At 55.7% G+C, this 15,039-nt stretch carries 14 protein-coding genes; 5 read left to right on the top strand and 9 right to left on the bottom strand.

Annotation, left to right across the window (positions count from 1 at the left end; translation table 11 throughout):
- Positions 1–42: 42 nt before the first annotated feature.
- From CLR77_RS07515 to CLR77_RS07505, 3 genes are all read right to left on the bottom strand, one after another.
- A complete protein-coding gene (locus tag CLR77_RS07515) occupies positions 43–1,101 on the bottom strand; it encodes a methyl-accepting chemotaxis protein (protein WP_143269376.1) in 1,059 nt (352 codons plus the stop codon).
- Positions 1,102–1,348: 247 nt separating this feature from the next.
- Entirely contained in the window at positions 1,349–1,732 is a 384-nt protein-coding gene (locus tag CLR77_RS07510) for a hypothetical protein (RefSeq protein ID WP_097460023.1), read from the bottom strand.
- Between the two features lie 162 nt (positions 1,733–1,894).
- Positions 1,895–2,554: a response regulator gene (locus CLR77_RS07505; protein WP_097460022.1), complete on the bottom strand. Its 660-nt coding sequence runs from the start codon at positions 2,552–2,554 to the stop codon at positions 1,895–1,897.
- 436 nt (positions 2,555–2,990) lie between these two features.
- Between CLR77_RS07505 and mqo the strand changes: the two genes are divergently transcribed.
- Positions 2,991–4,505 (top strand): malate dehydrogenase (quinone), encoded by a 1,515-nt coding sequence (gene mqo, locus CLR77_RS07500; protein WP_097460021.1) that lies wholly within the window; start codon positions 2,991–2,993, stop codon positions 4,503–4,505.
- 90 nt (positions 4,506–4,595) lie between these two features.
- Here mqo and cyoE read toward each other — a convergent pair whose 3' ends face one another.
- The 6 genes from cyoE to CLR77_RS07470 form a co-directional block, all read right to left on the bottom strand.
- The gene (gene cyoE / locus CLR77_RS07495) at positions 4,596–5,483 is read right to left on the bottom strand and encodes a heme o synthase (protein WP_097460020.1); all 888 of its coding nucleotides are present in this window, start codon (positions 5,481–5,483) and stop codon (positions 4,596–4,598) included.
- Between the two features lie 13 nt (positions 5,484–5,496).
- On the bottom strand, positions 5,497–5,829 hold the full coding sequence (locus CLR77_RS07490; RefSeq protein ID WP_097460019.1) for a cytochrome o ubiquinol oxidase subunit IV: 333 nt from the start codon (positions 5,827–5,829) through the stop codon (positions 5,497–5,499).
- The gene (gene cyoC, locus CLR77_RS07485; RefSeq protein WP_097460018.1) at positions 5,822–6,442 is read right to left on the bottom strand and encodes a cytochrome o ubiquinol oxidase subunit III; all 621 of its coding nucleotides are present in this window, start codon (positions 6,440–6,442) and stop codon (positions 5,822–5,824) included. The genes CLR77_RS07490 and cyoC overlap by 8 nt, the downstream gene beginning before the upstream one ends.
- 45 nt (positions 6,443–6,487) lie before the next feature.
- Entirely contained in the window at positions 6,488–8,521 is a 2,034-nt protein-coding gene (cyoB, locus tag CLR77_RS07480) for a cytochrome o ubiquinol oxidase subunit I (protein WP_097460017.1), read from the bottom strand.
- 8 nt (positions 8,522–8,529) lie between these two features.
- Entirely contained in the window at positions 8,530–9,408 is an 879-nt protein-coding gene (gene cyoA / locus CLR77_RS07475) for a ubiquinol oxidase subunit II (protein WP_097460016.1), read from the bottom strand.
- Between the two features lie 1,008 nt (positions 9,409–10,416).
- Positions 10,417–10,905 (bottom strand): Lrp/AsnC family transcriptional regulator, encoded by a 489-nt coding sequence (locus CLR77_RS07470; RefSeq protein WP_097460015.1) that lies wholly within the window; start codon positions 10,903–10,905, stop codon positions 10,417–10,419.
- 163 nt (positions 10,906–11,068) lie between these two features.
- Here CLR77_RS07470 and hppD point away from each other — a divergent pair, with 163 nt between their 5' ends.
- The 4 genes from hppD to maiA all read left to right on the top strand — a co-directional run bounded on the left by hppD (position 11,069) and on the right by maiA (position 15,038).
- Complete coding sequence (gene hppD, locus CLR77_RS07465) at positions 11,069–12,160, top strand: 4-hydroxyphenylpyruvate dioxygenase (protein ID WP_097460014.1); 1,092 nt, start codon at positions 11,069–11,071, stop codon at positions 12,158–12,160.
- 73 nt (positions 12,161–12,233) lie between these two features.
- Complete coding sequence (locus CLR77_RS07460) at positions 12,234–13,367, top strand: homogentisate 1,2-dioxygenase (protein WP_097460013.1); 1,134 nt, start codon at positions 12,234–12,236, stop codon at positions 13,365–13,367.
- Positions 13,368–13,391: 24 nt separating this feature from the next.
- Positions 13,392–14,378, top strand: a complete 987-nt coding sequence (locus CLR77_RS07455; RefSeq protein ID WP_097460012.1) for a fumarylacetoacetate hydrolase family protein — start codon at positions 13,392–13,394, stop codon at positions 14,376–14,378.
- Between the two features lie 15 nt (positions 14,379–14,393).
- Positions 14,394–15,038 (top strand): maleylacetoacetate isomerase, encoded by a 645-nt coding sequence (gene maiA, locus CLR77_RS07450; RefSeq protein WP_097460011.1) that lies wholly within the window; start codon positions 14,394–14,396, stop codon positions 15,036–15,038.
- Position 15,039: the final 1 nt, after the last annotated feature.

Below are 15,039 nucleotides of genomic sequence, written 5' to 3'. Positions count from 1 at the left end.
TACCCGAGTGAGGACAGTTGCGGCGATCCCGCACTGTCCTACTCAGAAAAAGGTGACTTCTTGACTGTCTTCCGCAACCGGGGCGCCACGCTCCTCTGCGGTTGTAAAACTGGAACGCAAGCGCTGCACCCAGAGTTCCCGGTCAATCTCACCATCAGACTCGCGAAGAGCATTCCCCAACCGAACCAGATCGCTTTGGACATGTTCCAGTATCTGCTCGACTCGATCCTGAAATTGGAGATCGACCATGATGCGGTGAACGCGCTGCGAGACCTGCCGACTGCTGTTTTCCAGCAAGCGGGACGCATCGTTGACAGCCGCCAAGCTACCTTGCAGGCGACCGAGGACGGTATCGATAGTGCTGGCCATCGAATCCAGTTGTTCGCTATCCGACTCGCTCATGGAGCGCGCCGCCGCGACCGCCTCATGCATGGCGGCGCTGATACTCTGGGTCTTGTCCGTCATGCGGGAGCCGGCATCGCCGGACGATGTCGATAACTTGCGGACCTCATCGGCAACGACCGCAAATCCCCGTCCGGCCTCACCGGCGCGGGCAGCTTCGATGGCCGCATTCAATGCCAGCAGGTTGGTCTGCCCGGCAATGCTGCGGACCTCGGTGGACATGGTCAGCAACTCTTCAGTAAAGCTTTCGAGATGGGAAATTTTGGTAAGGAATTCACTCTTCTCAACGAGATTCCGACGCAATCCTTCCAACACGGTTTCCAGTTCGATGCGGGTTGAGTCCAGCAAGCCGGCAACGGTGGAATCATCATTGTCGCTTTGCAGGGACGCCACCTGGGATAGCGTCTGCTCCACTTCCCCGACCAGTTGGGAAAAACTACTGATTAAGTCGTCGACATTGGCGTGGAGAATTTCGCGCGCTCTCTGAATACCGTCACTCCAAACGGGAAGCACATCATCCAAAAGCGCAGTCACAGGGGATGGCTGCGACTCGGGCTCCGGCTCCGAGGTCACCGGCACCACCCTCTCAACGTCCGCCTGCCAGGCAGCCATGGCTGAAACAACCTGAATGGCCCCTGAGATCAGGGCCGCTGCGATAATCCAGCTGTCTTCACGGATAAGAGCGATCACCAGTAACACAGATGCTGCCGCTATTCCTGCGACGTACCAATACTTCCTCGTGCTGCCGCCGACCATTCCACCCACCTTTGATGAATGAAGGTCCGGATTCCCCGAACCAAGCACTCAAAGCTTAGGCTCCTATTAAAAAGGTCATCTCAGAAAATACCTGATAGGGGTATCAGGTTTTTGACGGGTTTACTCAGAACGGACAACCGCAAAAACAGAACAAAATACTCTATACATATCAATTATATAAAGATAAATTTCAGGCGTTCATCGCGACTCGCCGATGACTTAAAAGCACATGCCGGCAATGATCTATATCAAGACTTTCGATTCGCACTGCGAAATAAGCCTGCATTCCCTCGGCTTGATGCCGGTAAGCCATTGCCCACTGCCCGCTTCGCTTTTCGAGAATGTCCCGGATGCCTTGTGCCAACTGATGGGCAGCGGGAAAACCATGTATGGCAATCTCGTCGCAAAAAGCGAGGTAGTCGGACCGAACCGGAGTCAACGACAGCACTCCGCCGCCCTGATCGACGGCTTCTATCCAGGCGTCATTGGCCACACAGACAACCCCCGCAGGGTCTATGACGCAAGCCGGGGCATCGAGACCCGCCACGTAACGCATCAATGCTTCGGTAGACATCGCCCGCTCCATACTCCGCCAGACGGGAAAAACACCAATAGGCCCGATGACATACGCATCCCGCCTATATTCTGCACTCCTGCACGTTTTTGAGTGTACGCTACAGAAAACAGGGTTCCATAGGAGAACTCCTGATCTTGGACAGGTGCTCCCCCTCGCAACTCATTGAATCAGGTCGAGGGAGATAATGCCGTTGCGCAGGGCGTAGAAAATCAGCCCCGGAATGTCGTGGATTTGCAGCCGGCTCATAATCTGCAGCCGATGTGTGTCGACAGTTTTGGCGCTGAGCCCGAGCTCAAAGGCAATTTCCTTGGTGGCCTTGCCGAGAGCGATCAAACGCAGGACTTCCAATTGGCGGGGACTGAGCACCTCGCCCACCCCGAAGGGGTCGGATCTGGCCTGAAAAATCGCATTGACCAACTCCGAAGATATCCGGGGACTGAGATAGCGTTCGCCCCGCAGAACGGAACGCAATGCCAGGTGCAGCTCTATCACCGCACCGTCCTTCATCACATAACCGGCAGCTCCATCCTGAAGCGCCCGAAAAATGAACTCTTTGGTTCCGTACATGCTCAACATGATGACAGGGACTTCCGGATAGTGCTTCCGGATCAGGGCTAACGCTTCCAGGCCAGATACCCGCTTCATGGCGATGTCCATGATCAGGACGTCAATCTGGTGATCACGCAACATTCGAGGCACGTCGTCACCATCCGCCCCCTCGGCGACGACAGAAAAATCACTGAAACTTTCCACCAGAGAACAGAGCCCGGCCCTGATGATATGTTGATCCTCGACCAATCCCACTCGGTAACTTGCCAATGCGGGCCTCTCCCGTTGAGACGAAACCGTTCGAAACCACTATAGACGCCATATTCGGTAACAGAGAAGAAAAGCCACCATTCGGCGTCAACAGAAAGCACAAAAATGCGCCGAGTACAGGTACAATAAGCAACGCAGGTCCAGGTCTGTTTATCCCGGGTTGAAAACGCAGCCCTCGGGTGGGGAAAAGCAGGCGTCACCTGCCGAACGATAGATTCACAAAACCCTGATTGAACACACGCCCCAAAGGACGTGTCCTGTCTACGGTTCAACCACGAGGCGAACCGAGTGACCCGCGATCACCGCGCCGGGAATCCCTCTGAAGGCAGGTGTCCAGGTAAGTGGAGTACAGTAACGCGTTTCCTTTTAGCTCCCTACCTTATGGCTAAAACGGTATCATGGGGCCAAAATTTTTCACCCTAAAGGCAACCGTGTAATGAGTGATATAAAAACCGATGTACTGCTCGTTGGGGGCGGCGTCATGAGCGCCACCCTGGGGATGATGCTCAAAAACCTTGACCCGTCCCTGCATATCACCATGGTCGAACGTCTCGATCACGTCGCCCATGAAAGTACTGACGGCTGGAATAACGCAGGAACGGGGCACGCCGGCTACTGCGAACTCAACTACACGCCGGAAACACCGGACGGCGATGTTGAGATCCAGCGAGCACTGGGCATCAATGCAGCCTTCGAATCCTCCCTCCAGCTCTGGACATATCTGGTGGAACAGGGTGCGCTGCCCAGCCCTCGCGAGTTCATTAATGCGACGCCTCACCAGAGCTTTGTCTGGGGTGAAAAGGATGTCGCCTTCCTGCGCAAGCGTCACGAACGGCTCAGCGCCCACCATCTATTCGAAAGTATGGAGTTCAGCGATGATCCGAGAGTCCTGCAGGACTGGATGCCGCTGATTCTGGATAACCGGGACCCGAGCCAGCCTATCGCCGCAACGCGCGTCAAACATGGTTCCGACGTCGACTTCGGCTCCCTGACCCGCAACATGGTCAAGCACCTTAAAACCCATGAAAACTTCAAGCTCCTCCTGAACCACCACGTCAAAAACCTTAAGCAGACCCGTGACGGCGAGTGGAAGGTCAACCTCCGTAACGACGGGGGGCCTGACGCTGCCAGCCATATCACCACCAAATTCATATTCCTCGGTGCCGGTGGTGGAGCCCTGCCGCTGCTACAGAAATCGGGTATCGAAGAAAGCAAAGGTTACGGCGGTTTCCCCGTCAGCGGGCAATGGCTGGTCTGCCGCAAACCGGAAATCGTGAAGCGTCACCATTCCAAGGTTTACGGTAAAGCGCCGATCGGTGCGCCGCCGATGTCCGTACCCCACCTGGATACGCGCATCATCAATGGCGAGCCGGCGCTGTTGTTCGGCCCCTTTGCCGGCTTTACAACGAAGTTCCTGAAGGAAGGCTCCTACTTCGACCTCTTCTCTTCCGTAAAATCCAGCAACTTCAAGCCCATCATGGCCGCTGGCCTGAGCAATATCGACCTGACCCGCTACCTCATCAGTGAGGTCTTCCAGTCACACGCCGATCGCGTCAAAGCCTTGCAGAACTTCTTCCCTGATGCCCAGGCAGATGACTGGAACCTGCAATATGCAGGACAGCGTGTCCAGATCATCAAAGCCACGCCTCAGGGAGGCGGAAAGCTGGAATTCGGTACGGAAATCGTCGCCGCCAAAGACGGTACCCTGGCAGCACTTCTGGGCGCCTCGCCCGGCGCCTCGACAGCCGCCCATGCGATGATCGACGTGCTCGAACGCTGCTTCAAGGATCGGATGGCCAGCGATGAGTGGCAGGCGAAGATGCGCGAGATGGTGCCGTCTTACGGTCAGTCCCTGATCGATGACGCAGAGCTCCTACGCAGCGTCCGCCGCCGCACCCTGTCAACACTGGAACTCGATGCATCCGAGCCGGAAACCCGCAAGCAGGCATGATCGATCCATAAAAAAAGGGGCTCCAAGGAGCCCCTTTTTCAATTCCCGGCGAAAATGCGATCACGTACTACCGTATATCGCTGTCGCCGCCTAGTGGACGTAGGTAACGAGCTCTGCAGCCGCAGGCAGGTTGAAGTCGACAGACATCATGACACTCAACACCGTGATCGTCATGATAGAGAAGACAAACAGCTTGCGCGCCCAAAGACGGTCATCCGCAGCCCGATAGCCGGACCAGGCCATATACAACCAGTAAACTCCCATCGCAACCGCCACGACCAGATACTTGACGCCAGCATAACCATCCCAGGTCAGCAAAGAGGTCGCTACAACGAAGGCCAGGATATAAAGGAAGATATGGTGTTTGGTCGCCGGAATCCCCTTTTTAACGGGAAGTACCGGGATGGAAGCGGCCGTATAGTCCTTCAGCCGAAAAATAGCGATCGCGTAGGAATGCGGCATCTGCCACAGGCTAAAGATCAGCAACAGGATCAAGGCTCCTGAATCGAAGCGTTGACTGACAGCGCAATACCCCACAATAGGGGGTGCTGCGCCAGCCAGACTGCCAACCAGTGTGCCGTAGACCGAATTGCGCTTCAGATACAGGCTATACAGCCCGACATAAACCGCAAACCCGACCAGCACAACCGCCACGGCCAGCGGATTCGTCGCCATATACAGCACGGCAATACCCGCAAGACCGAGTACGGTCCCATACAACAAGGTTACGCGCGGAGAGATCAGTCCCTTAACCAGAACACGATTTCTGGTTCTCTCCATCATTTGATCGATGTCCCGATCAATATAATTGTTGAAAACGCAACCCGACGCCACAACCAGCGAAACGCCAATCACCGTCGCGAGCAGCAGTACCGGATCGATACTGCCTTTGGAGGCCAGGAAAAAGCCTCCCGCGACGGAGATCAGATTGCCGAGCACGATACCCGGCTTGGTGACGAGGAGATATTTCTTAATCACGCAGTTGCGCTTCTCAGCGGAGCATCATGTTGTAGTCGAGGTGCCACATAATCCAGACCGAACCGCCGATAAAGATAAACACCAGCAGAAACGTATAGGCTATCGCCATGAAGTTCCAACGCTGCTCTTCGGACGTGTCCAGGTGCAAGAAGTAATACAGGTGAACGAGCACCTGTACTACCGCAAAGATCACGATGGTCGTAATGATCGCCGCCTGCGAAGCAGTCCCGTTCATCACCATGTAAAACGGGATCACCGTCAGAATGACAGAGAGCACAAAGCCGATGATGTACGCCTTATAGCTACCGTGATAGGCGCTTGCGTTATCGTGATGTTGGTTAGCCATGCAGCACCCCCAGCAGATAAACAAAGGTGAATACGCAGATCCAGACGATATCCAGGAAGTGCCAGAACAGACTCAGGCACATCAGGCGCATGTTGTTGGTTTCGTTCAGACCGGAGCGCTGAATCTGGATCATCATTATCGCCATCCAGATCAAACCGCAGGACACGTGCAGACCGTGGGTACTGACCAGGGTGAAGAAGGACGACAGGAAGGCACTCTGCCACCAGCCATGGCCTTCAACGACCAGGTGATGGAACTCCTTCAGCTCCAGGCCCACGAAGCAGGCCCCCAGCACAAAGGTTACTGCCAACCAGAATTGCACCGCCTGCTTTTTGCCAGCCTTCATACCCAGCATGGCAAAACCATAGGTAATACTGGAGAACAGCAGGCAGAAAGTTTCTACCAGAACGCCCTTCAGTTCGAAGATATCTTTGCCGGTGGGACCACCGGCAAAATTGTGACTGAGCACTGCAAAGGTCGCGAACAACGTCGCGAACAAAATGCAGTCGCTCATGATGTAGATCCAGAACCCGAAGACCTTGGTCTTCGTGGCGTCGTGGTGCTCATGCTCGTGAGCATGAGCGTCGTGACTATTTAATACATCCGTTGCCATGATTTAAGCCCGATTTACCAAAGTGTGAAGTTAAGGTCTGTCGGCTTAATGCGCGACTTGCGGTTCACCGTTTTCGGCAAGCGTGGACTCGGCCATGCTCTTCTTACCGGCGGAACGCACCTTTTCCAGCCATTCACTCTCGATCTTCTCGATCTCTTCGACTTCGACGTAGTAGTCCACATCAGTCTGGAAGCTACGGAAGATCATCGAACCGGCAATACCCAGGAAGCTCACAATAGCCAGCCACCAGATGTACCAGATCATGGCGAAACCGAAGACCAGGCTGAACGCGCCGATAAAGACACCCACACCGGTGTTCTTCGGCATGTGAATGCGCTTGTATTCGCGCGGCACATGCGGGTACTCGCCACGTTGCTTCATAGCCCAGAAGGAATCGATCTCACCCGCGACAGGAACATCCGCAAAGTTGTAGAACGGGGGCGGCGAGGAAACAGACCACTCCAGTGTCCGGGCATCCCAGGGATCGCCGGTCAGGTCGAGGTTCTGCTCGCGATCGCGGATGCTGACGTACAGCTGAACGAGCTGGAAGATAATGCCGAACATAATGATGACGGCACCGAAGCACGCAACAATCAGGTAGGGCTGGAACGCAGGATTGTCATAGTGGTCCAGACGACGTGTCATACCCATGAAGCCCAGGTAGTACAGCGGCATGAAGGCGAAGTAGAAGCCAATCAGCCAGCACCAGAAGGCTCTCTTGCCCCAAGTCTCGTTGAGCTTGAAACCGAAGGCTTTCGGGAACCAGTATGAGAAGCCCGCCAGATAGCCAAATACCACACCGCCGATGATGACGTTATGGAAGTGCGCAATCAGGAAGAGACTGTTGTGCAGAACAAAGTCAGCACCCGGAACCGCCAGCAAGACACCGGTCATGCCACCGATGGTGAAGGTCACCATGAAGCCCAGTGTCCACAGAACCGGAGTGGTCATTTCCACACGACCACGGAACATCGTGAACAGCCAGTTGAAGATTTTTACCCCTGTCGGTATCGCGATGATCATCGTCATGATGCCGAAGAAGGCGTTGACATCCCCTCCTGACCCCATGGTGAAGAAGTGGTGCAGCCAAACGACAAACGACAGTACAGCAATCGCCATGGTCGCGTAGACCATTGAGGTGTAACCGAACAGCGGCTTCTTGGAGAAGGTTGCGATAACTTCCGAGAACACACCGAATGCCGGCAGGATCAGGATATAAACTTCCGGGTGACCCCAAATCCAGATCAGGTTCACGTACATCATCATGTCGCCGCCCAGGGCATTGGTGAAGAAGTGCATGCCCATATAGCGGTCAAGCGTCAGCAATGCCAGCGTCACGGTCAGAACCGGGAACACAGCGATGATCAGCATGTTGGTGCACAGCGAGGCCCAGGTGAATACGGGCATCTTCATCAGCCCCATGCCCGGAGCACGCATCTTGATAATGGTGACAAAGAAGTTGATACCGGTCAGCAGCGTACCGACACCGGCTATCTGCAGACTCCATATATAGTAGTCGACCCCTACCCCCGGACTGTACTTCAGCTCGGACAGCGGCGGATAGGCCAGCCAGCCAGTCTTGGCGAATTCGCCTACACCCAGAGACAGGTTAACAAGGACCACACCAACCACGAACAGCCAGAAGCTGACGGAGTTCATGAAGGGGAAGGCCACGTCACGTGCGCCGATCTGCAGCGGCACCGCGATGTTCATCAGACCAACCATAAACGGCATGGCCATGAAGAAGATCATGATTACGCCGTGTGCGGTGAAGATCTGGTCGTAGTGGTGAGGCGGCAGGTAGCCTTGGGAGGCACCTTCTGCCACCGCTTGTTGGGCACGCATCATGATTGCGTCGGAGAAGCCCCGCAACAACATGACCATCGCAACCGCAATGTACATCACGCCGATCTTCTTGTGATCGACGGAAGTCAGCCACTCTTTCCAGAGGTAGCCCCACTTACCGTAGTAAGTAATCGCTGCTAAAACGGCCACCCCCCCTAAGAGAATGAAGGCGACCGCACCCATAACAATATGATTGTCAAATGGGATTGCCGAAAGTGTTAATTTGCCTAACATCACGACTCCTAGGAACCCGATTTCATTTGCATGGAGTTCATATTCATGTACTTACCGATGATGTCCTTGAACAGACCAGGCTTCACCGACGAGTAATAAGTCACAGGCGTGTCCTCGCTGGGTTTGGCGAGCTTGTCGTATACCGCCTGATCCAGCTGCAGGGGAGCCTGCTTGACCGTGCTGACCCAGTTCTGGAACTGATCCTTGGAGGTCGCAATTGCCTTGAAGGTCATACCGGAGAAGCCATCGCCCGTGAAGTTCGAGCAAATGCCGTCAAAGGTACCTTCGTGATCCGCGATCAGGTTAACCTCCGTCTGCATACCGGCCATGGAGTAGATCTGCGTCCCCAATTGCGGAATGAAGAAGGCCCCCATCACGGTATCCGACGTAATCTTGAAACGCACAGGCACATGAGCCGGGAATTCAACCTGGTTCACGGTGGCAATGTGCTGTTCCGGATAGATGAAGAGCCATTTCCAGTCAAGCTGAACAACCTCAATGGTTATCGGCTTGGCGTTGTCCTTGGTCTCCAGGGGTTTGAAGGGATCTAGAGAGTGGGTCGTTTTCCAGGTAATGGTTCCCAGCACCAGAATGATAACGCAGGGAATCAGCCATACCACAACCTCGATGGCAGTGGAGTGAGACCAGTTAGGCATGAACGTCGCTTTCTTGTTCGAAGCCCGATACTTCCACGCGAAGACCAAAGTCAGCACGATGACCGGGATAACGACGATCAGCATCAACAGGAAAGCAGTCAGAATCAACGATCTTTCGTCGACCCCAACCTGCCCCTTAGGATCCAGCAATGCCGCTTTGCAGCCGCTCAGAAGAACGACGGAGCAAAGGGAAAGCCATTTGACAAAGCCTGGGTATTTCGCCTTGATCATTTCACGACCTCACTACCTCTACCTCAAGTCACTAACGATTTAGGAACGGGTTTTCAAAAATTAATTTTTGTTATCGAAAGTCGTTATGTTGGATAGGGTCTTTCAGCGGAACCTGAATCATGAATTCCCTGACATGAGATCGATGCCGACCGCCTTTTACATTCGCCTAACCCGATGACTCAGTCCCTGCATCATTGAACGATTGCAACCAAAACTATCCAACACCTATCCAAGCGATTTGGGGCGGCAAATTTGCACCCATCTCCGTCAAAGGTACAGGCAACTTATTAAGCTACATCAAGACAGCCGCAATGCCGCCATCAGCCGCTCAACCGCACCCGGAGAATTTCCCCAGAGCCTTCAACCAGATATCAACCTGCCGAAGACTTAACCAAATTTAATGCACTTAACACGCCCATACAGTCGAAATCCGGGCCGGAAGCCTATATCTTCAGATGAGTGAAATAAGCCTGGGCCGAACTTACGACTTTAGACATAGCTTCGCCGTCGCCGACAAAATCTGCCTGCGCCGCGGGAACCCTGACGAATTCTGATCAAATGGCTGCATCCTACGAGATGCAGAGAGTGACATTTTCCTCTTCCTGAACGCTCAGGAGCCTACAGGGCACTTACAGGAGGTTACGTCCACTTCACACCAAAGGATCAATCTGGCCGAGACAAAAACGCTCTCGCCTTATTCTTAGGTGGCGAATTGTACAGAGGTTGGGAGGGAAAAGGCAAAAGATAAGATGCGATTTAATGAGTTGGACGTAAAATCCATCAACGCGAATTACCTGTCGAAACAGCCACATGGCAAGAAGATCAGCGACATACCCGACCTAAACTGCCCGATTTCCCCTATATTGCGCATGGTCATTTGGCCCACCAAAACACCCTTTTTGATACCCACGCAGGCATCCGCTCGCCACCCTCTATCACAAGGCCAAACAGGATGTCGATAAAGCCACGCATGCCCTGCCATGAAAGAGCGCTGCCTGAAACACACGTTCAGCGCCCATAATGCACAGGCAAGCGTGTTGTGGATTTCAAGGCTTCCAGCAGGAGGTTCGAGCGCACATTAGCCACCATGGGCAGGCTCAAAAGCTTATACATCATGAAGTCATTGAATGCCTTAAGGTCGGCAGCCACGACCTTGAGAATGTAATCCGCGTCGCCGGTCACGCTCCAGCACTCCAGAATTTCCGGATAGTCGACAATGTGCTCCCGAAACTCCTGGGCAATATGCTCGCCATGCCGCTCGAACGTCACACTCATCAACGCCATCACTGTCAGCCCGAGCTTCTCCGGCGATAACTGGGCCACGTAGTGCTGGACAATCCCCATCTCCTCCAGGCGCTGCCGCCGCCGCTGACACTGCGAAGGCGACAGGTGGACGATTTCCGACAGTTCCACATTACTCAGACGCGCATTGTCCTGTAATGCATCCAAAATTCGGGCATCCTGACGATCCAACTCAACAACATGCGCGGTTTTCACACTTTACGTCCTATTGATGCAGCTTTATTGCACACGCTAAGGGTAAAACGCGAAATATGCAATCACCTTGCGCGGCAAACGCCGTATCGTAGTTGTTACAACTGTTACTGCTACTTCCATGACCAGATCGGACCCCTCAAACAGGTTCGGGGAGAACAAGAACATGGCACAACCCGCAATTGCTCATACCGATACAGGCCTCTGGGAAAACCCGCTCGGCACGGACGGATTCGAATTTGTCGAATACGCTTCCACGGAACCGGAAAAGCTGGCCAGCCTGTTCGAAAGCCTGGGTTTCTCCGCCGTGGCCCGACACCGCCGCAAAAACGTCACGTTATACCGCCAAGGTGACGTCAACTTTATCCTCAATGCGGAACCGGACAGTCAGGCGCACCGCTTTACCGAAACACACGGCCCCTGCGCCAACGCCATGGCCTTCCGCGTCAAGGACGCGGCCCATGCCCTCGAAGCCCTGATCGCGGGAGGCGCCAAGCCGGTGGCTTCAGGTGCAGGTCCGATGGAGCTGCAGATTCCTGCCATAGAAGGCATCGGCGGCTCCCTGATTTATCTGGTGGACCGCTATGGCGACCACAATATCTACGATGTGGACTTCCGCCCCATTCCGGGCGTTGACCAACACCCCAAAGGGCTGGGACTGACTTACATCGATCACCTGACCCACAATGTCGGTCGCGGCAGAATGGACCACTGGGCAGGCTTCTATCAGACACTGTTCAATTTCAGGGAAATCCGCTACTTCGACATCGAAGGCAAGCTGACCGGCCTCAAATCACGTGCCATGACCAGCCCCTGCGGCAAGATCCGCATTCCGATCAACGAGTCGACGGACGAGAAAAGTCAGATCGAGGAATTCCTGCAGCAATATAAAGGAGAAGGAATCCAGCATATTGCTTTGGGTACGGACGATATCTATGCCACGGTAGAAGGGATGAGCGAAGCCGGCGTGACCTTTCTGAGCACACCCGACACCTATTATGAAAAGGTCGACGAACGGCTCCCCGGGCACAATGAAGACCTGGCACGACTGCGCCGCAACCATATCCTCATCGATGGCGCGCCGACGCAGGGCCAGGGGTTGCTGCTGCAAATCTTTACCGAAACCGTGATTGGCCCCATCTTCTTTGAGATCATCCAGCGAAAAGGGAATGAAGGCTTTGGCGAAGGCAACTTCCGGGCGCTGTTCGAGTCCATTGAGGAAGACCAGATCCGCCGCGGTGTACTGAAAGCCGATTGAGCCCAGACCGTCAGGTGTTTGCTGCCCGGCCCGCATACGTCGCGCCGGGCATTCGACTATCAAGGAGCCTGAGATGAGAAACTGGATCCGCTTTCCTCGCGTTGAGGGTGTTGCCCCCCGCCAGGCCCACTGCGACCTGCCCCCGGACACCTATGAACGCGAACTCGGTCGGGAGGGCTTTTTTGGCCCGGCGTCCCATATGCTGCACAAACACCCGCCTACCGGCTGGATCGACTGGGAAGGCCCGCTACGCCCCCGTGCTCTCGACCTGACACGACTTGAGGACAGCAATAACTCGCCCTGGCTGGCTCGCGAAATCCTGCACAACGCCAACGTGCGCTTGCGCCAATGGCGTACGGCCGAGGATATGGATCACCTTGTGCGCAACAGCGACGGCGACGAGCTGCTGTTTGTCCACCAGGGTGCTGGCGAGCTGTTCTGCGATTACGGCCACATGAGCTTCCGCGAAGGCGATTACATCGTCATTCCTCGCGGCACCCTATGGCGCATCACCTGCCGGGAACCCATTACCCTGCTCCTGATCGAAGCGACCGACAGCGCCTACCAACTTCCCGACAAAGGGCTGGTTGGCCAGCACGCCATATTCGACCCGGCCTTGCTGGAAACACCGCACATCGATGACAGCTTCCGCGCCCAGCAGACCGAAGACACCTGGAGGGTCGTGGTCAAGCGCCGCGGCCAGTACAGTACGATCACATTCCCCTACAACCCGCTGGATGCCGTCGGCTGGCAGGGCGACCTGGTACCGGTGAAGATCAACTGGCGCGATATTCGTCCGCTGATGAGCCACCGCTACCATCTTCCCCCATCGGCGCACACCACTTTTGTGGCGCAGGGATTCGTCATTTGCACCTTTGTACCGCGCCCCATCGAAAGCGATCCTGGCGCCCTCAAGGTGCCGTTCTTCCATAACAACGATGACTATGACGAAATCATTTTCTATCACCAGGGCGAATTCTTCAGCCGGGACAACATTCATCCCGGCATGCTGACACTGCACCCCTGCGGTTTCGCGCACGGCCCCCATCCGAAGGCCCTCCAAACCGGCGCCAAAGCCGCCAGGAAGGAAACCGACGAAGTCGCGGTCATGATCGACACGCGCTATCCGGTTATCGTGAATGAATTGCCGGATGCCGTGGAAAATCGCGCCTATGTGGATTCCTGGAAATCGCCCGGCGTCAAGTAAGGCGTCATCGACGGAGACCGTTTCATGAAACTCGCTTCCCTGAAACAGGGCCGGGACGGCCAACTGGTCGTCGTGTCCCGAGACCTGCAACACGTCCTGCCGGTGCCGGAGATTGCAGAAACGCTGCAACAGGCGTTGGATAACTGGGCCGAAACGGCGCCGCGCCTGCAGGCCATCTACGAAGAACTCAATGCCGGCGTCCGCCACGGCATGCAGGACTTCGATCCTGCCGCCTGCGCCGCCCCCCTGCCACGCGCCTACCAATGGGCGGACGGCAGTGCCTACGTCAACCACGTCGAGCTGGTACGTAAGGCACGGGGTGCGGAAATGCCCCCGCAGTTCTGGACGGACCCGCTCATGTATCAGGGCATGTCCGACGGTTTTCTCGGCCCTCGCGATGCCATCCTTGCCGGCAGCGAAGACTGGGGCATCGACTTCGAAGGCGAAATCGCCGTCATCACCGACGATGTACCCATGGGCGTGACGCCGGAAGCGGCCGGGGAACACATCAAGCTGATGATGCTGGTGAATGATGTTTCCTTACGCAACCTGATTCCCGCAGAGCTCGGCAAGGGGTTTGGCTTCTTCCAGAGCAAGCCGGCGTCCGCCTTTTCCCCGGTGGCCATCACGCCCGACGAACTGGGTTCGGCCTGGGATGGGCACAAGGTCCATCGTCCACTGACCGTGCACCTGAACGGCACCCTGTTTGGAGAACCGGACGCCGGCGTCGATATGACATTCGACTTCCCGACGCTGATCGCCCATGTGGCGAAAACCCGCCATGTCGGCGCCGGCACCATCATCGGGTCCGGTACCGTGTCCAATCTGGACAGAAGCAAGGGCTCCTGCTGTCTTGCGGAACGCCGCATGTTGGAAATCCTCGCCGACGGCAAACCTTCGACACCCTTTATGGCCTTTGGAGACCGGGTTCGGATCGAGATGTTCGATGCACAGGGCGAAAGCCTGTTCGGCGCCATCGACCAACAGGTTCAGCACTACGAAGGACCCTAAGCCGAGGACTTGGCGATGAAACTGTATGACTACTACCGTTCGTCCGCCGCCTACCGGGTACGCATCGTCCTGAACCTGAAGTCCTTGCCCTATCAGTCAGTGCCGGTGAACCTGGTCCGGGGCGAACAATCCGCCCCGGGCCATCTCGCCCGCCAGCCACAGGGTCTGGTACCCGCACTTGAACTGGATAACGGCCTGATGTTGCGGCAGTCCCTGGCCATCTGCGAATATCTTGACGAAGCCTATCCCCAGCCACCGCTCATGCCGCCCGATGCCGAAGGACGCGCCCGGGTTCGCGCCCTGGCGCAGACCATCGCCTGCGATATCCATCCTCTGGATAACCTGCGGGTCCTCCGCTACCTGACAGGCATTCTGGACGTTAGCGAAGCGGATAAGCTCGACTGGTACCGGCACTGGATTCACGAAGGCTTTCGAGCACTGGAATCTCTGCTGACGACTCCGGAAACGGGATATTTCTGCCACGGCGACCAGCCGACATTAGCCGATGCCTGCCTGGTACCGCAGCTATTCAACGCGCGGCGCTTCGATTGCGACCTTTCGCCCTACCCGACACTGGTCCGGATCGGCAGCCACTGCGAAACGCTGGACGCATTTTCCCGGGCACATCCGTCACAACAGCCGGATGCGCCCAGGACCTGAA

The sequence above is a fragment of the Mangrovitalea sediminis genome, from assembly GCF_002514725.1.
Taxonomy (GTDB): Bacteria; Pseudomonadota; Gammaproteobacteria; order Pseudomonadales; family Oleiphilaceae; genus Mangrovitalea; species Mangrovitalea sediminis.
The sequence above is the reverse complement of the archived record's forward strand: the minus strand, read 5'-3'. Positions and strand labels throughout refer to the sequence as shown.

Excerpts from the sequence above, each read along its gene's own strand:
- CLR77_RS07510 (WP_097460023.1), bottom strand. The coding sequence starts at position 1,732 with ATGTCTACCGAAGCATTGATGCGTTACGTGGCGGGTCTCGATGCCCCG.
- mqo (WP_097460021.1), top strand. The coding sequence starts at position 2,991 with ATGAGTGATATAAAAACCGATGTACTGCTCGTTGGGGGCGGCGTCATG.
- CLR77_RS07490 (WP_097460019.1), bottom strand. The coding sequence starts at position 5,829 with ATGGCTAACCAACATCACGATAACGCAAGCGCCTATCACGGTAGCTAT.
- cyoC (WP_097460018.1), bottom strand. The coding sequence starts at position 6,442 with ATGGCAACGGATGTATTAAATAGTCACGACGCTCATGCTCACGAGCAT.
- cyoB (WP_097460017.1), bottom strand. The coding sequence starts at position 8,521 with ATGTTAGGCAAATTAACACTTTCGGCAATCCCATTTGACAATCATATT.
- cyoA (WP_097460016.1), bottom strand. The coding sequence starts at position 9,408 with ATGATCAAGGCGAAATACCCAGGCTTTGTCAAATGGCTTTCCCTTTGC.
- hppD (WP_097460014.1), top strand. The coding sequence starts at position 11,069 with ATGGCACAACCCGCAATTGCTCATACCGATACAGGCCTCTGGGAAAAC.
- CLR77_RS07460 (WP_097460013.1), top strand. The coding sequence starts at position 12,234 with ATGAGAAACTGGATCCGCTTTCCTCGCGTTGAGGGTGTTGCCCCCCGC.
- CLR77_RS07455 (WP_097460012.1), top strand. The coding sequence starts at position 13,392 with ATGAAACTCGCTTCCCTGAAACAGGGCCGGGACGGCCAACTGGTCGTC.
- maiA (WP_097460011.1), top strand. The coding sequence starts at position 14,394 with ATGAAACTGTATGACTACTACCGTTCGTCCGCCGCCTACCGGGTACGC.